The sequence below is a fragment of the Pseudodesulfovibrio sp. zrk46 genome (assembly GCF_012516435.1).
Classification (GTDB): Bacteria; Desulfobacterota; Desulfovibrionia; order Desulfovibrionales; family Desulfovibrionaceae; genus Pseudodesulfovibrio.
In genome coordinates, this window is the sequence record NZ_CP051216.1 from 3,735,281 (window position 1) to 3,750,423 (window position 15,143).

The window sequence follows — 15,143 nt, forward strand, 5'->3', positions numbered from 1 at the left end:
AGCTTCCTCTTTTTCTTTAATCCATCAAATCGCGAACCTTGAAGTTGGCATCATTCAATCTGTCAGCCAACATATTGATCATAAAACGGTGGATAGTTGTCACCAGCATCGGAGCGCGCTTTTCTACAGCGTTCAACTTGTTTGTGGTCATCATGTAGAGCACACACTTCTCAGCGGCTCTAATCGTAGCAGACCGGGGAGCCAGCGTGTAAATACCCATTTCACCGAACACAGCACCAGGCCCCACCTTCTTGAGACGAAGCAGCTTACCGCCTTCCAGCTCAAGCTCGACATCTAGCTTACCAGACTCCACAAAATACATGGAATCAGAGCTATCTCCCTGCCGAAATACCGCCTCACCCTTCTTGACATCCACACGCTTCATGACCTTCATCAGTGCGGGGATATATTTGGGTTCCGGGAACACCGGCGCGAGTAACTCGGCAAGAGTCATCTGCTTCATTTCCAACATATTCTCGGAGTCAAGTACATGGTTCTCGCACCACTCCATGGCGTAATCCAAATTGAAAAAGACCTTGAAGGCTCCTGCCTCAGCGCCCAAGTATCCACTCTCCTCGAGATGTTCTTCCAACTCCAAAGGAGCACTGGTGATAATGACCTGAACCTCATGTTCCTCTGTAAGCTTCCGCAATTTATCGAATCCGACTCCAGCAGCAGACGCCAGCCCTGTAACCATCTTAAAATCGAGAATAAGGTACTCAACTGAAAGCATGTTTCGCGCTTCCAATCGATCCTGAATCTTCTTGAGGAGGCTGCTCATTGAGCCAAGAAAAAGAAAACCCTGCAAACGAAGAATGAGAATGTGATCCCCATACTCTTTCAAAGTACGCAACTGTGCCGGAGCTCGATCAACATTACTGCGATGATTTGCTCCAGAAAGAACGTTGCGAACTGAGCCGCCCTTACTACTGCGCGCCACGGTGACCATGAGCGCGAGGGCAACGCCAAATCCCACTCCAACCAAAAGTCCGAAGCCGATGCTCATAAAGAACGTAATCCAAAGCATCCAGAGATCGTCACGACGAGTGAATGCTGTACGAGTGCGGAACATCCAACTGGCTATGAAGGCCAAGCCGGAAAAGATTAACAACCCCTCAGGTACAAATCGGGGGACAAGAAAAATGATGTGATTAATAAAAAACAGTCCAGCACCACACACTAAACCAGCGACAACGCCCGCAACAGGGCCACGTCCACCAGTGGCATGGTTGCCAGCACTACGACCATAGGAAATGACGACAGGTGTGCCGCCACACAATCCGGAAAGGATGTTGGTAAGACCAAGAACTCGATACTCACGATTGAGATCTGACTCACGTCCCTGCAAAAGTTCGAGACGAGTTACCCGGTACATGGTTGATAACACCATGAACATCGCCAACGCACCAATATAGAGATTGTTGGCCAGAATAACATCCCAGCGGATATCACCAAGTCCTTCTTTCAATAGCTGGACGGCAAAGACAGGTAACCCGTTTTCAAGATGCGGAATGGGCGCAGCCAAGGACTTGAGCAACTCATCATCCCACCACATCCATGCGACGTGCCCAACTGCAGATGCTACCAGCAGCAAACCGAGCAGGAACAAAGAATTTTTGTATCGAGACAAACCACCAAAAAGGATAAAACCGAAAACAACGCCAGGTCCCATGGTCCACATGCTGTGCATGCCATCCATATCAGGCAGGGACTTGTAAACGCCAACGGCCACATTGGTCCAATCCATAGACAAGGGGCCTATCCAATCCAGGGTGCCAACGATAACAAAGACACCAATTGCCCCGATGACACCACCGATTATTTGTATGGGAATATAACTGACCAATCGTCCAGCGTTCAGCTTGCCAATCAACCACAAAGTAAAACCTGTTACGAACGTGGAAACTACAATAGCCCCGATAACGGTGGCTATAATAACCTCTGGCGAAGCTGTGCCTACCATGGTCCGACAGATACTTCCCACCAAAAGGGATAAGACTGCCGACATCCCCAGCCCTGTACCAGACAGCGCAAAGGGGATTCTTGTCTGCAAGGAAAAGAAAATACTGCCGACAGTCATGCCAGTTAAAGAAGTGGCAAGAACGTAAGGAAGAAATTCATGCATATCCTGCTGAGCCGAAATCAATACAGCCATGGCCACAGCAAAAAAGAAACCAAGCAAGCCTGAAACCAGGCCAGCAAAGATATTCAAAGCAATATTGCCTTCAAAGAAATTCCACTTCGGACCATCATCGTCTTCATCATCCAAGGAGGCAGTTTCCTCCCCGTTGCCAGAAAATTCAGCTTCCCAAATTTGGGGCTCGGTGGAATCAGCCAAATCACTGACGTCAACATGGTCCTCGGTCAATTCCGGGAACTCGTCTGACTGTGAAATAGGATTACTGCATTTCGGGCAAACTGTTGCATGACGATCAACAACCTCCCCGCAGTTATCACAAATGATATCGTCTGCATCATCGCTTAAGTCTACGGTGATATCAGCACTATCCAGATTTAGTTCATCAGTGCTTTGCTCCTGAGCAGATTCTCTTCCATCCAAAAACTCGTCTTGATCACCAGAAGACGACTCATCAACTTCCTCTTCCTGCGTCAGGGTATCAAAAATGGTTACACCATGACCGCAATCAGGGCATTTCGCTTTTTTTCCCGTCAGCTTATCGGGAACATCGCGCTCGTATCCACAGGAATCACACTTGAAAATCGCCACGCAGCACCACCGAATCCGATTGTGTATTATGAGCAGCCCGACGAATCTCGCCCGGCCCATAGACTCTTTTACTTTTGCAATACATACGTGAAGGTTGAAGCCTGCGCAAGGGAGTGATTGAAAACCTCGAAATCATTTTTTTCAAAAAAAATTCGTTCCGCCCCTAAAGTAATCGATTATTGCGCCGATTAAATTGGCACGAGTGAGCCTAAATGCGCACACGGAACGTGCCAACCACTCGCTTATATGAGCCATTTTATCCCACGGAAGGGGCTGACAATGCACGACAAGAGCTTTGTCTCCATACTTGTTTCCGACTTGGAAACCCACCCAAGCCTGCCACGCCTGTTGCAGTCGGTTGCTCGCCAGTCTGAAGGACTGGACCGCACCGAAATCATCGTGGCTGGAAATGGTGGACATCCCCCTTCTTCCGAATCCATATGGTCCGCGATCACAGGGCTCGACAACGTTTCGCTTTTCATGGTGGACAATGACGCTACGCCAGCCCAAGCCAGAAACACCTCGGCAGAGAAGGCCAAGGGAGACTTTCTACTTTTCCTACGCCCGGACTACCGATTGGACCCTAAGTATTTGACAACCGCATTCTCGGTTTTCTCCGACTACCCAGAAGTGGACATCATGTACACGGACTACATCCGCATGGCTCCCAAGGGCGGAAGCTCTCGCCCAGGTATGGTTCAGTTACCAGACTTCGATGAGAGCCTGCTCCAGACACACAACATACTCGGCCCAGGAGTGTTTATGCGTAAGGAAGCCTTCCAACGCACAGATGGATTCCGGGACAACACAGTCTACCGAGATTGGGATTTCTGGATTCAGACTGCCAATGTGGGGAGCACATTCTATCACGTTAACTACCCTCTCACATCCTGTGAACACAACAAGCTCAGCTTCCGCGAACGCGCCGAAGATGGTCGTTACAAGGCCATGATCGTCATCAACAATCAATCCTACTTCCATGTACACACTGTTCGCTGGGCACTTTCATATTTACGTGGAGAGGCATGGGCACAGGCATTCAGCTTCATGGTCATCCCTTCGGCGGTTGAAGTGACACGTATGATGCACGACTTCCAAATGAAGCAAATGGGCACTGATGTACTCGCCCAGGAAGCTATTCGTCAGTTTGATTCTTCTCCCTTGAATATGGACGCCAGTCGTTAAGAAAAAACGTCACTGTAGTCGCCCCAACAGCAATCAAAAAGGCCGCCCTACTGAAGCAGGACGGCCTTTGATATTTCTCAACAATTCATCAACTAGAGCTGGATACCATTCTCCATGCGATCTGCAATAAGTAATTCACGAATACGCTTGGCAATCGGACCGGGGGTAACGTCATAGATCGGCTTTCCATTAAAACGGACAACCGGAATAGCATCACCAGTCGTACCGACGATGATCACTTCACGAGCAAGGAGGATCTCCTCCTTTGTGATGCCGCGAAAAACGATGGATATATCATTCTTGATCAGATCTACAGCGCGAAGCAAGGTCGTGCCTGCCAGCGCATTGGTAAACTCGGGAATGATCAGCTTACCCTGCTCGTTGACGATACAGACATTCTCGGTGGCTCCTTCAGCCAGGAATTCATTCTCATCAAAACAGAACGGGTAGTCATAGCCCTTCTCTTCGGCCTCACGTTTCATAAGAACGTTAGGCAGATAGTCGATAGACTTGATGGTCGCCAAATAGGACTGCTTCGCTGGAATAGAGGTCTTGAAAGCGGTAGCACCCTTTTCGTAAACAGACTCTGCGGGAGTATGCAGATCTCCGGCTACGATGTAGAGGCTGGTTTCAGGGCACTCAGAGGGATAGATTCCGAAACCGCCAGGACCACGTCCCAGAAAGATGCGGACCATGCCCTTCTTCTGCCCACCAGCGCGGCATACTTCAAGAACCAGCTCGTGAATTTCATCCCAGGAACACGGCGGCTCAAGAAAGATGGACGCAGAAGAACGCTTCATACGTTCTATGTGCGGTTCCAACTGGTAGAGCATACCATCCACGAACTTCATTGCTTCGAACACACCGTCACCACGGTGAACGAGATGATCGTCCCACGGCATGAGCATCACGCCGGGATCTTTACAAATCATCCCAACACGGTGTTCGTAAAAAGCGTGAATCTTGGATGCATTGGGCCTTTCGACGGCCAGCATGGCATCCAGGTATTCCTGTTTATCAGCGACTTTGACCATTTTACTGTCCTTTAGGGAACGCGAACCAGATCACGCTCCATGAGAGTTTCTGCAATCTGTACGGTATTCAATGCGGCACCCTTACGGATGTTGTCAGAGACAACCCACATGTTGATACCATTTTCAATGGTCTCATCCTCACGAATGCGGCCAACATAAGTAGCATCCTCACCCGCAGCATTGATGGGCATGGGGTAGGCTTTCTTCTCGGGGTAATCTTCAACCACAACGCCCGGAGCCTTGGCAAGCAGAGCACGCACGTCGTCGGCAGTCATTTTCTCTTCGGTCTCAATATTGATAGACTCGCTGTGACCGTAGAAACATGGCACACGCACACAGGTAGCAGTTACCTTAATGGAAGCGTCGCCCATGATCTTAACGGTCTCGTGAACCATCTTCATCTCTTCTTTGGTATAGCCGTTATCCATAAACACGTCGATATGCGGCAAGCAGTTGAACGCAATCTGATGTGGATACACATCTGCAACAACCGGCTGACCGGACATGAGGCGACGGGTCTGGTTCTCCAACTCTTCGATGGCCTTCTGGCCAGTGCCGGAAACAGCCTGATAGGTGGAAACGACAACGCGCTTGATTTTGGCTTCATCATGGATGGGCTTGAGAGCAACCATCATCTGAATGGTGGAACAATTGGGATTGGCGATGATGCCTTTGTGCCAATCGAGATCATGAGGATTGACCTCAGGGACTACGAGAGGGCACTCATCATTCATACGCCAAGCGGAAGAGTTGTCCACGACAACACAACCAGCTTTTGCAGCGATGGGGGCAAACTTCTCAGAAGTGGAACCACCGGCAGAGAACAAAGCCAGATCAACGCCTTCGAAGGAATCTTCGGTCAGCTCGACCACGGTCAGTTCTTCACCCTTGAATTCCACTTTTTTGCCTGCACTGCGGGCAGAAGCCATCGGGATAACTTCGGAATAGGGGAAATTTCGTTGTTCCAAAACCTTAAGCATTTCCTGGCCGACAGCGCCGGTCGCGCCAACAACTGCCACTACGGGATTCTTACTCATAACTCTCTCCAATCTCTCTTAAAACTTTAAATTTCTACCGATTTCAAGGCACGCCTTGGCTCGGTTCAGTGTGTACAGATGAACGCCGGGAGCACCGCCATCGATGAGTTCCTGCGCCTGCTTGATGGCATAATCCATACCCAGACGATAAACGGCATCATCGCCCCCCTCTGCATGAGCAGCTTCCAGCGCGCTGAGGAACTTGCCCGGGATGGCTGCGCCACACAGTCCAAGGATGAACTTGGCAGATTTGAGGCTCATGATGGGCAACACACCGGGAATTACCGGCACATTGGAACCCATGGATTTCAACCGCTCCACGTAATCGAAATACAAACGGTTATCGAAAAACAGCTGGGTCACGAGAAACTGTGCGCCCTTCTTCACCTTCAGATCAACCATATCGAGGTCGGACTGGATGGACGGGGACTCAGGATGCGGTTCGGGATAGGCTGCGCCGCCCACACAAATCTCGGGATAACGCTCATTGATGAATTCAATGACATCAGTGGCGTGCTTGAATTCCTGAGTGTTGAAGTCAAAATCTTTGACGTCACGAGGGGCGTCGCCGCGCAGGGCCAACACGTTCTCAATGTTCGCCTCACGTAGACTTTTGAGAAACTCATCCAGCTTTTCAGCAGAAGCGCCGACGCTGGTTAGGTGAGTAATGGGCTCGATGCCGTGATCCCGTTTCATACGGGTGGCGATCTCCAGGGTATTGTCCTGGGTTCCACCGCCTGCGCCGTAAGTCACGGACGCGAACAGAGGATTGAGCTCCTTGAGCTTCTCAACTACCTCAAAGAAACCAGGCCAGGCTTCTTTTTCTTTAGGCGGAAAGAACTCCAGGGAAATAAACGGAGATTTTCTTTCAATCAGGTCACAAACGCGCAATTTGATTCTCCTTGAAACAAACGGTCTACAAAAATGTGCCCTCCCTGGTATGTGGGCAAGAGAGTTTACATACGCTTTCTTTGCGTAACCTTCAATGGAGAAATGGCAGGAAGGCCCGTAGGACCAGAGAAAAATCTATTTATGAAGAGCTTCGACAATGACTATATCGGCAGGAAGATAATCAAGAGTTGGCGGTTTAGCGGGATCAACCCACTCCATCCGCTGATCCTCAAGCGACGTCAACCGCCCAGTATAATTAGAGATATGAAAGAAATACAGTTGTACGACAAATTCGTCATACTCATGTTTCAAATCGCGCCAATACTCAAATTCCACAGGAGTTACACCCAACTCTTCCTGTAACTCACGCACGATGGCATCATCACGCGACTCACCCGGCTCAATCTTGCCACCAGGAAACTCCCACCAGCCAGCCATCTTGGCCCCCTCAGGGCGCTCCACTGCGAGATATTGGCCATCCTGCCAGATAATGCCTGCGACCACTTCGATAAGAGGTTTCATCACTCATCCCCTGTGGCTGCCGTAATAGACTCGATTTCTTCTTCCAGCTCAGCCATTTTCATCATGAGATTGTCGGCCCACTCAGTGACATCCTTATATGCAGCGTTGATCTTGAGAGCTTCTTCCGGCTTATCATAGGTTACCGGATCATTCATCTTTTCCTCAAGTTCAGCTTGCTCATCCAGAACTTTCTCCAAATCGGCTTCAAGCTTATCGTACTCTTTTTTCAACGGCTTAAGCTTGCGGTAGAGTCTGTTGCGCTCCTCGGCCTGACGGCGTTTCTCTTCCTTGGAAAGTCGACGCTTCTCTTTGACTTCTTCCGGAGCACATGCGGCTTGGCCAACCTTACAGGCTTCTTCTTGCTTACGCTTGGCATGGTAGGCCTCAAAACCACCCAGATATGGAGTTATACCATCATTGTCCAAGGACCATACTTCCTCCGCTACCTCATTGAGAAGGTAACGATCGTGAGCAACAAACAAGAGAGTGCCTTCATAGTCCTTGAGGGCACGAATCAACCCTTCACGGGTCTCAATGTCCAGATGGTTAGTAGGCTCATCAAGAATCAGCAGATTGGCGCGAGCCAAGAAAAGAGTAGCTAACAAGAGACGGCTTTTTTCTCCGCCGGAGAGTCCTTTCACTTTGCGCTCAAAGAAAGGCTCTCCCAGTAGGAACAGGCCAAGCACACTCATGACCTGCTCTTCGGTCAAACTAGGATCGGAAAGACGGCGAATCTCACCAATGACCGTATTGTCGAGATTCAAAATCTCATGCTGATGCTGGCTGAAGTACCCTACTTCAGTGCCGGAGCTAATCTTGGTATGACCACCAGACGGTTTCAGGTCGCCCATTACAAGCTTTAGCAAAGTGGATTTACCAGCACCGTTTGGTGCAACCAAGGCGACTTTCTTTCCTCGGTAAAGTTGAAAATTCAATTTTGGCCATACAGACTTTTCGCCATCATAAGCGAATTCGAGATCCACGGCCGAGACAGGCACTTTATCGCCCCGCTTGGGCTCAGGCAGGCGAAAGCTGAGGCTTTTGCCACGATGAGACAAAGCCTGAACCTCTTTAATCTGATTCAGTTCCTGCTCAAGCTTCTCAACCTTCTTGAGCTTTGACTGAGCTTGTGCAGCCTTACGAGCTTTGACGCGGAATTTGTTAATATATTTATATTCGTTATCAATTCGTGCTGAGAGCTTGGCAGCTTCTTTTGCACGTTGCTCACGATTCTCCGCATCCCAAATGAGGAATTCATCAAACGAGCCTTTTCGCAAAACCGGCTTACCCGCGCCTAAAAACATGACGTGAGTGCCCACACGATTCAGAAAAATCCTATCGTGCACCACAAAAGCCAACGCACCGCGGAAGTTGAGCAAGTAATCCTCAAGCCATTCAACCGCTTCAAGATCCAAGTGGTTGGTAGGTTCGTCGAGAAGCAGGACGTCTGCGCCCTGCAATAGCACACGAGCAAGCTTGGCACGTTCACGCCAACCGCCGGAGAGTTCACCAATCCTTTTGAAAAGGTCGTCATCTGCGAAACCAAGCCCTGACAAAATAGCGCGAGCTTTATGATCTGGATTGTAGCCGTAGAGCTCTTCAAATTCAGCCTGACGGTGAGACAAGCGCTCTATCCGTGCATTATTGCCATCAGCCACGGCCTTCTCCCAATCCTCCCAGAATTCATTCCAGGAAGGGAGGGCTGACAAGACCCATGAAAGGAGCTGTTCTTCTAGAACATCGCCCTTCATTTCCTGCTCGACGTAGCCGACCCGTGCAGTCTTAGACAGAGTCACCTGCCCTTGGTCTGGCTCAATCTCACCGGCCAACACTTTGAGCAGCGTACTTTTGCCACAACCATTGGGGCCAGTGAAAGCAAGTCGCATTCCGGGCGTGACTTCAAAGGCGATATCCTCGAACACGGATTCGCCACCATAGGATTTTCCAAGACTCTGAACAGTAATTCTCGACATGGGAAAAGGGAATATATTGGACACCTGTAATATGCAAGCTCCCTTTTGACCGCAAGTCTGCTTCCGGTTACAAGCGCATCATGTCCAACTGGTTTGTTTATCTCCTCCGCTGCGCAGACGACACCCTCTACTGTGGCATCACAACGGACGTTGACCGCCGTATACTTCAACATAATGCTGGAACTGGAGCCAAATACACACGGCCAAGGCGCCCGGTGACATTGGAAGCCTTGACGGAAGTTGACACCAAAGGGGATGCATTGCGGGTGGAAATATTGGTTAAGAAACAACCCCGCAAACGCAAAATTTCTTACCTTGTTTGCCGCGATTGGGAATCTGATCTCGAAAGGCTGAAATCATGACAAGTATATTCAAAAACACTTGTTAAACTTGCATTTATTTACTGTCCACGGTATATGTGTAGAGATTTTTTTCCCTAAACACCTTTTATCAACCTTACACCTAAAGACAATATCGACATGCTTGATACAAGCACTCCCTACCTGCTGCTGGCCATGGCAACTTTCATCTTCGTAGCCATCGCCTTAGTACATCACCACAAGAACGGCGAGATCATTCGTCGCAAGAAAGGTGAAGTGGAAGACTATGTGGCGCGCTTAAGCCAAAAAATCGATATTCTTGAGCAGGATATTGTCGACCTCAGAATGAAATCCGACGACTTGGACGATGAAATTGAAACTTTCAAGGCCGGCCAATAATCATGCTTATTCCCATTGCCATTTTCATCATCATCGGCGTCGGCTTCTTTCTGGCTGTTAACCGTATATCCACCCAACGCAACGTCGAGTTAAACAGGCTGGAAAACAAAAAACGGAGCCAGTACGAGCGATATCAGTTCATGCTCCAACAACGCAGCCTCCTCCGTAAAGAAGTGGACGACAAAGAGCGCAAGCTAACAACTTTGCGCAACAACGAGCAAGGTGGCATCCGTACTGTTTCTACAAGCGATCTTAACATTGACGAAATTGACGACAACGAAAAGGTAAGCCGCTATCTCATACAGCAAGGAAAGATCACCATGGAGCAAAACGAAAAAGTGCTCCAGAAAATGGGCGTCATGCAAATGGACTACCTGGGCACCTGTCTAGCCCTTGGATTCATCGACTTGAAGACGGCAAAGCAAGCCATCAAAGTCAACAAGATTGCATCAAAGTCGATCATCAAATAATAAAAAAAGGGCCGCGTCACCATGGTGACGCGGCCCTTTCAATTTACAATCAATCTTAGAGATTGGCCAGTACGGCATCGGCCATTTCAGTGCAGCCGACAGCCTTAGCCCCTTCCTGCCAGATATCACCAGTCCGGTAGCCCTGCTCCAGAGTCTTCTCAACGGCCTGATCGATACAATCAGCCTCTTCAGTCATATCGAAGGAGTGACGCATCATCATTGAGATAGACAAAATGGTCGCCAGCGGATTTGCCTTATTCTGACCAGCAATATCAGGTGCGGAACCATGGATAGGCTCGTACAGGCCGGGGTTGCTCTCACCCAGGGATGCGGACGGCAGCATTCCGATGGAACCAGTGATGGCAGCGGCCTCATCAGACAAGATGTCGCCAAACAGGTTGCCAGTCACCATAACGTCGAACTGGGAAGGATCACGCACCAACTGCATGGCAGCGTTATCCACATACATGTGGCTCAGTTCTACATCCTGATAGTTCTTATGCTCATCAATCACGATTTCACGCCATACACGGGAAACATCCAGCACATTGGCTTTGTCTACGGAGCAGACACGACCGGAACGCTTACGAGCGGCCTCAAAAGCCACCTTGGCGATACGACGGATTTCATGCTCATAGTAAGTCATGGTGTTGTAGCCGAAGCGTTCGCCGTCCTTTTCGCCATCAAAACGCGGTTCGCCGAAGTAGATACCACCGGTCAACTCACGCACGACCATGACATCCAGGCCCTTTGCAACGATATCCGGACGCAGGTAGCATGCATCAGCCAACTGCGGGAACAGCTGTGCAGGACGCAGGTTAGCGAACAGCCCCAGTTCCTTACGAATGCCCAGCAGTCCCTTTTCAGGACGAATGGACGGATCGATGGTGTCCCATTTCGGGCCACCTACTGCGCCCAGCAGGACAGCATCGGCATCTTTGCACTTGGCAACAGTATTTGCCGGAAGGGGGACGCCTTCAGCATCGATGGCGCAGCCGCCAATCAGGGCTTCTGTGGTTTCAAATTTCTGGCCGAACTTATCGCCGACCTTATCCATAACGCGCAACGCCTGGGTCACGATCTCGGTACCGATACCGTCACCGGGCAATACACATATTTTTTTCATTTCTCTCTCCTCTTTAATAGCCCGCTTTGCGGGGAGCTTTCGACGGCCCAGAACCCCTGTGAAAAAGGTTTTCTGGACTCATCTAAACTCTTTTCGCTCACTTAGTTTGAAGTAATGCGAACGTTTGAATATCAAATTAAGCCAATTTATTTTTGCCGTATTCAACCAATCCACCAGCATCCAGAATTTCCTGCATGAAAGGCGGGACAGGTGCGGCCTGAATAGTTTCACCAGTAGTGATATTTTTAATCTGGCCAGTGGCAGTATCTACTTCAACCTGATCAGTATCACTGAACTTAGCGATATCGTCGCCGATCTCCAGCAGTACGAGGCCCATGTTGAATCCATTTCTGTAGAAGATTCGGGCAAAGCTGTGGGCAATGACAACAGGAATGCCAGCGCCAAGGATGGAAATGGGGGCGTGCTCACGGGAAGAACCACAACCGAAGTTCACACCGCCAACCATGACGTCGTTCTCTTTCACGCGCTTAACCCAACCGGCTTCGAGGCCTTCCATGCAGTTAGCACCGAGCTCCTTAGAGTCAGTGGTAACGAGGAAACGAGCCGGGATGATGGCATCAGTATCGATATGATCGCCCACTTTGTGAGCGGTTCCGTTCACTTTCATTGTATATCGCTCCTACAGTTTGGCAGGGTTGATGATCTCGCCAGCCACAGCAGAAGCAGCAGCAACAGCGGGGTTGGACAGGAAGACTTCAGCTTCGAGGGAGCCCATGCGGCCCTTGAAGTTACGGTTGGTGGTTGCGATGCAACGTTCACCGCCTGCAAGGATACCCATGTGGCCGCCCAAACAGGGGCCGCAGGTCGGAGGACCAACGATGCAGCCTGCGTCCATGAAAATTTCCATGAGGCCTTCAGCCATACATGCCTTCCAGATGGCCGGAGTAGCGGGCAGGATAATGCAGCGTACCTTAGGATCTACTTTACGGCCCTTGAGGATGGCTGCAGCCTCACGCATGTCTTCGATACGACCGTTGGTGCAGGAGCCAATAACTGCCTGATGAATCTTAAGACCAGAGGTTTCATCCACGGGCTTAACGTTGTCCGGCAGGTGCGGGCAGGCGACCTGCGGATCCATGTTGGTGACGTCGATATTAAGAACACGCTCGTAAACAGCGTCATCATCAGCAGTCATCAGTTCACCACCGGAGAATCCTGCAGCCTTGGCGTAATCCATGGTTTTCTGATCCACGGGGAACAGACCGACCTTACCGCCAGCCTCAATGGCCATGTTGGCGATGGTCATACGACCTTCAATGGACATGTTATCCACGACTTCACCACCATATTCGAGGGCCTTGTAAAGAGCGCCGGAAACACCGAGCTGACCAATCTGGTTCAGAACAAAGTCCTTAGCACCAACGTACTCTTTGGGAGTACCTGTCAGGTTGACCTTGATGGTCGGCGGGACCTTGAACCAAGTTTCGCCCAGCGCCATGCCAGCGCCAACGTCGGTGGATCCCATACCAGTGGCGAAAGCGCCGAGCCCACCATAAGTACAGGTGTGTGAGTCTGCGCCGATAACAACATCACCGGGACCAACAATACCCTTTTCCGGAAGCAGTGCGTGCTCAACACCAACTTCGCCGCATTCGTAGTAATGAGTTACACCCATTTCCTCGGCGAACTCACGGACGACCTTCACCTGCTCTGCAGAATCGATGTCCTTGTTCGGAGTGAAGTGGTCGCAAACCAAAGACACTTTTTCCTTGTCGAACACCTTAGTGGCGCCCATAGCCTTGAAAGACTTAATGGCCAAGGGGGCGGTGATGTCGTTTGCGAGAACCATATCAACGGAGCACTGGACAATCTGTCCGGCCTCAGTGATTTCCTGATCCGTGTGCTTTTGCAGGATTTTTTCAGCTAAAGTATGACCCATGGGACTATTTCTCCTCTTTTGCTTTTTCCATTCTGTTCAAAGCGTTGACCATGGCGAGTGCGCTTGCCTTGACTACGTCCGCATCCGCGGCGCGACCAACGGCCTTCACACCTTCATGTTCTATGCGTACAGCCACACTGCCCAAGGCATCAGAACCTTCGGTGACAGCGTTGACCGAGTATACTTCAAGTTTCGGGGATACGCCCACCAAGGAATAGATGGACTGGAACACCGCGTCAATCGAACCTTCACCGAATGCGCTATTTTTACGAACTTCAACTTCATCATCAGCAGCTCCGAACTCCATGACCGTGGCAGCATGGGGCGGAACTGAACCGGTACCGGAGAACACAGACATGTCCACGAGGCGGAACTTGTCACGACGACGATAGACGCTTTCAAGGATCATGGCTTCCACGTCCTCGTCAAAAACCTGCTCCTTCTTATCTGCCAAATCCTTGACCGCCTTGAAGAGGACTTGCACCTGCTCATCATCGAGACGGTAACCGAGTTCCTCTGCCTTGTTTTTGACAGCATGAGAACCAGAGTGCTTTCCAATTACGATATCATTGCTTGTGCGACCAATGGAGGCCGGTGTCATGATCTCGTAAGTCAGGCGATTCTTGATAACACCATCCTGGTGAACACCGGATTCGTGAGCAAAAGCGTTTGCACCCACAATAGCCTTGTTGGGCGGAATAGGCATGCCGATGATCTGGGACAAACGGCGGCAGGACGGATAGAGCTGCTCGGTCACGATGTTGGTCTCGACATTGTACAACTCCTTACGGGTGTTGATAGCCATGACCAGATCTTCCAATGCTGCATTACCAGCACGCTCGCCGATACCGAGAACAGTGCACTCTACCTGACGGGCGCCGGCCTTGATGGCCGCGAGGCTATTAGCGACTGCGGAGCCAAGATCATTGTGGCAGTGAACAGAAATGATCGCGTCATCAATGTTCTTCACGTTATCCATCAAGTACTTGATCATATCATAGTACTCAAAGGGCTGGGTGTAACCGACGGTATCCGGGATGTTGACAACAGTGGCGCCAGCTTCGATGGCGACCTCGGTGACTTTGACCAGGAAATCCCAGTCAGACCGGGAAGCGTCCTCAGCAGAGAACTCCACATTGTCAGTGTACTGCTTGGCGTGACGCACGGCTTTGTCGATCATAACGATGACTTCATCCGCGGTCTTGCCCAGTTTGTACTTCATGTGAATCTCACTGGTAGCGAGGAAGGTGTGGATGCGTGGGTTCTTGGCATCCTTGATTGCTTCCCAGCAACGGTCGATATCCTTGCTCACTGCGCGGCAGAGACCAGCAACCTGAACCTCATCCACGGCCTGTGCAATGGCCTGAACAGCCTCGAAGTCGCCCTGGCTGGCTATAGGGAAGCCAGCCTCGATAATGTCGACACCGAGTGTCTCCAACTGACGAGCCATGCGGATTTTTTCATCCAAGTTCATGGTTGCGCCGGGGGACTGTTCGCCATCACGCAAGGTGGTATCAAATACGTAAACTCTCTCAGACATGGTATCCTCCGATAGATT

Annotated in this window: 14 protein-coding genes; 4 read left to right on the forward strand and 10 right to left on the reverse strand. The window is 50.3% G+C overall.

The features are described from left to right. Nucleotides 1-16 precede the first annotated feature (16 nt). Nucleotides 17-2,728 (reverse strand): SulP family inorganic anion transporter, encoded by a 2,712-nt coding sequence (locus tag HFN16_RS17065; protein WP_168891889.1) that lies wholly within the window; start codon nucleotides 2,726-2,728, stop codon nucleotides 17-19. A 279-nt stretch (nucleotides 2,729-3,007) separates the two neighbouring features. Here HFN16_RS17065 and HFN16_RS17070 point away from each other — a divergent pair, with 279 nt between their 5' ends. Beyond that, a complete protein-coding gene (locus HFN16_RS17070) occupies nucleotides 3,008-3,913 on the forward strand; it encodes a glycosyltransferase (protein WP_168891890.1) in 906 nt (301 codons plus the stop codon). 92 nt (nucleotides 3,914-4,005) lie between these two features. Here the strand turns inward: HFN16_RS17070 and HFN16_RS17075 are convergent, their stop codons facing one another. The 5 genes from HFN16_RS17075 to HFN16_RS17095 form a co-directional block, all read right to left on the reverse strand. Further along, nucleotides 4,006-4,947 carry an aminotransferase class IV gene (locus tag HFN16_RS17075; RefSeq protein ID WP_168891891.1) on the reverse strand — a complete coding sequence of 314 codons (942 nt, stop codon included), beginning with the start codon at nucleotides 4,945-4,947 and terminating at the stop codon, nucleotides 4,006-4,008. Between the two features lie 11 nt (nucleotides 4,948-4,958). After that, nucleotides 4,959-5,984 carry an aspartate-semialdehyde dehydrogenase gene (locus HFN16_RS17080; protein ID WP_168891892.1) on the reverse strand — a complete coding sequence of 342 codons (1,026 nt, stop codon included), beginning with the start codon at nucleotides 5,982-5,984 and terminating at the stop codon, nucleotides 4,959-4,961. Between the two features lie 18 nt (nucleotides 5,985-6,002). Then, complete coding sequence (locus HFN16_RS17085; RefSeq protein WP_168891893.1) at nucleotides 6,003-6,875, reverse strand: methylenetetrahydrofolate reductase; 873 nt, start codon at nucleotides 6,873-6,875, stop codon at nucleotides 6,003-6,005. Between the two features lie 135 nt (nucleotides 6,876-7,010). Next, nucleotides 7,011-7,397, reverse strand: a complete 387-nt coding sequence (locus HFN16_RS17090; protein WP_168891894.1) for a (deoxy)nucleoside triphosphate pyrophosphohydrolase — start codon at nucleotides 7,395-7,397, stop codon at nucleotides 7,011-7,013. Continuing rightward, nucleotides 7,397-9,370, reverse strand: a complete 1,974-nt coding sequence (locus HFN16_RS17095) for an ABC-F family ATP-binding cassette domain-containing protein (RefSeq protein WP_168892417.1) — start codon at nucleotides 9,368-9,370, stop codon at nucleotides 7,397-7,399. The genes HFN16_RS17090 and HFN16_RS17095 overlap by 1 nt, the downstream gene beginning before the upstream one ends. A gap of 80 nt (nucleotides 9,371-9,450) precedes the next feature. On the opposite strand from HFN16_RS17095, the gene HFN16_RS17100 reads away from it, so the two are divergent. The 3 genes from HFN16_RS17100 to HFN16_RS17110 all read left to right on the forward strand — a co-directional run bounded on the left by HFN16_RS17100 (nucleotide 9,451) and on the right by HFN16_RS17110 (nucleotide 10,559). Next, a complete protein-coding gene (locus HFN16_RS17100; RefSeq protein ID WP_168891895.1) occupies nucleotides 9,451-9,732 on the forward strand; it encodes a GIY-YIG nuclease family protein in 282 nt (93 codons plus the stop codon). Nucleotides 9,733-9,849: 117 nt separating this feature from the next. Further along, complete coding sequence (locus HFN16_RS17105; protein WP_168891896.1) at nucleotides 9,850-10,089, forward strand: hypothetical protein; 240 nt, start codon at nucleotides 9,850-9,852, stop codon at nucleotides 10,087-10,089. A 2-nt stretch (nucleotides 10,090-10,091) separates the two neighbouring features. Then, entirely contained in the window at nucleotides 10,092-10,559 is a 468-nt protein-coding gene (locus tag HFN16_RS17110) for a hypothetical protein (protein WP_168891897.1), read from the forward strand. A 55-nt stretch (nucleotides 10,560-10,614) separates the two neighbouring features. Here HFN16_RS17110 and leuB read toward each other — a convergent pair whose 3' ends face one another. The 4 genes from leuB to HFN16_RS17130 form a co-directional block, all read right to left on the reverse strand. Then, entirely contained in the window at nucleotides 10,615-11,685 is a 1,071-nt protein-coding gene (gene leuB, locus HFN16_RS17115; protein ID WP_168891898.1) for a 3-isopropylmalate dehydrogenase, read from the reverse strand. Between the two features lie 136 nt (nucleotides 11,686-11,821). Next, nucleotides 11,822-12,313: a 3-isopropylmalate dehydratase small subunit gene (locus HFN16_RS17120; RefSeq protein WP_168891899.1), complete on the reverse strand. Its 492-nt coding sequence runs from the start codon at nucleotides 12,311-12,313 to the stop codon at nucleotides 11,822-11,824. Between the two features lie 12 nt (nucleotides 12,314-12,325). Continuing rightward, complete coding sequence (gene leuC, locus HFN16_RS17125) at nucleotides 12,326-13,585, reverse strand: 3-isopropylmalate dehydratase large subunit (protein ID WP_168891900.1); 1,260 nt, start codon at nucleotides 13,583-13,585, stop codon at nucleotides 12,326-12,328. 4 nt (nucleotides 13,586-13,589) lie between these two features. Further along, complete coding sequence (locus HFN16_RS17130) at nucleotides 13,590-15,125, reverse strand: 2-isopropylmalate synthase (protein WP_168891901.1); 1,536 nt, start codon at nucleotides 15,123-15,125, stop codon at nucleotides 13,590-13,592. Between the last annotated feature and the right edge of the window lie 18 nt (nucleotides 15,126-15,143).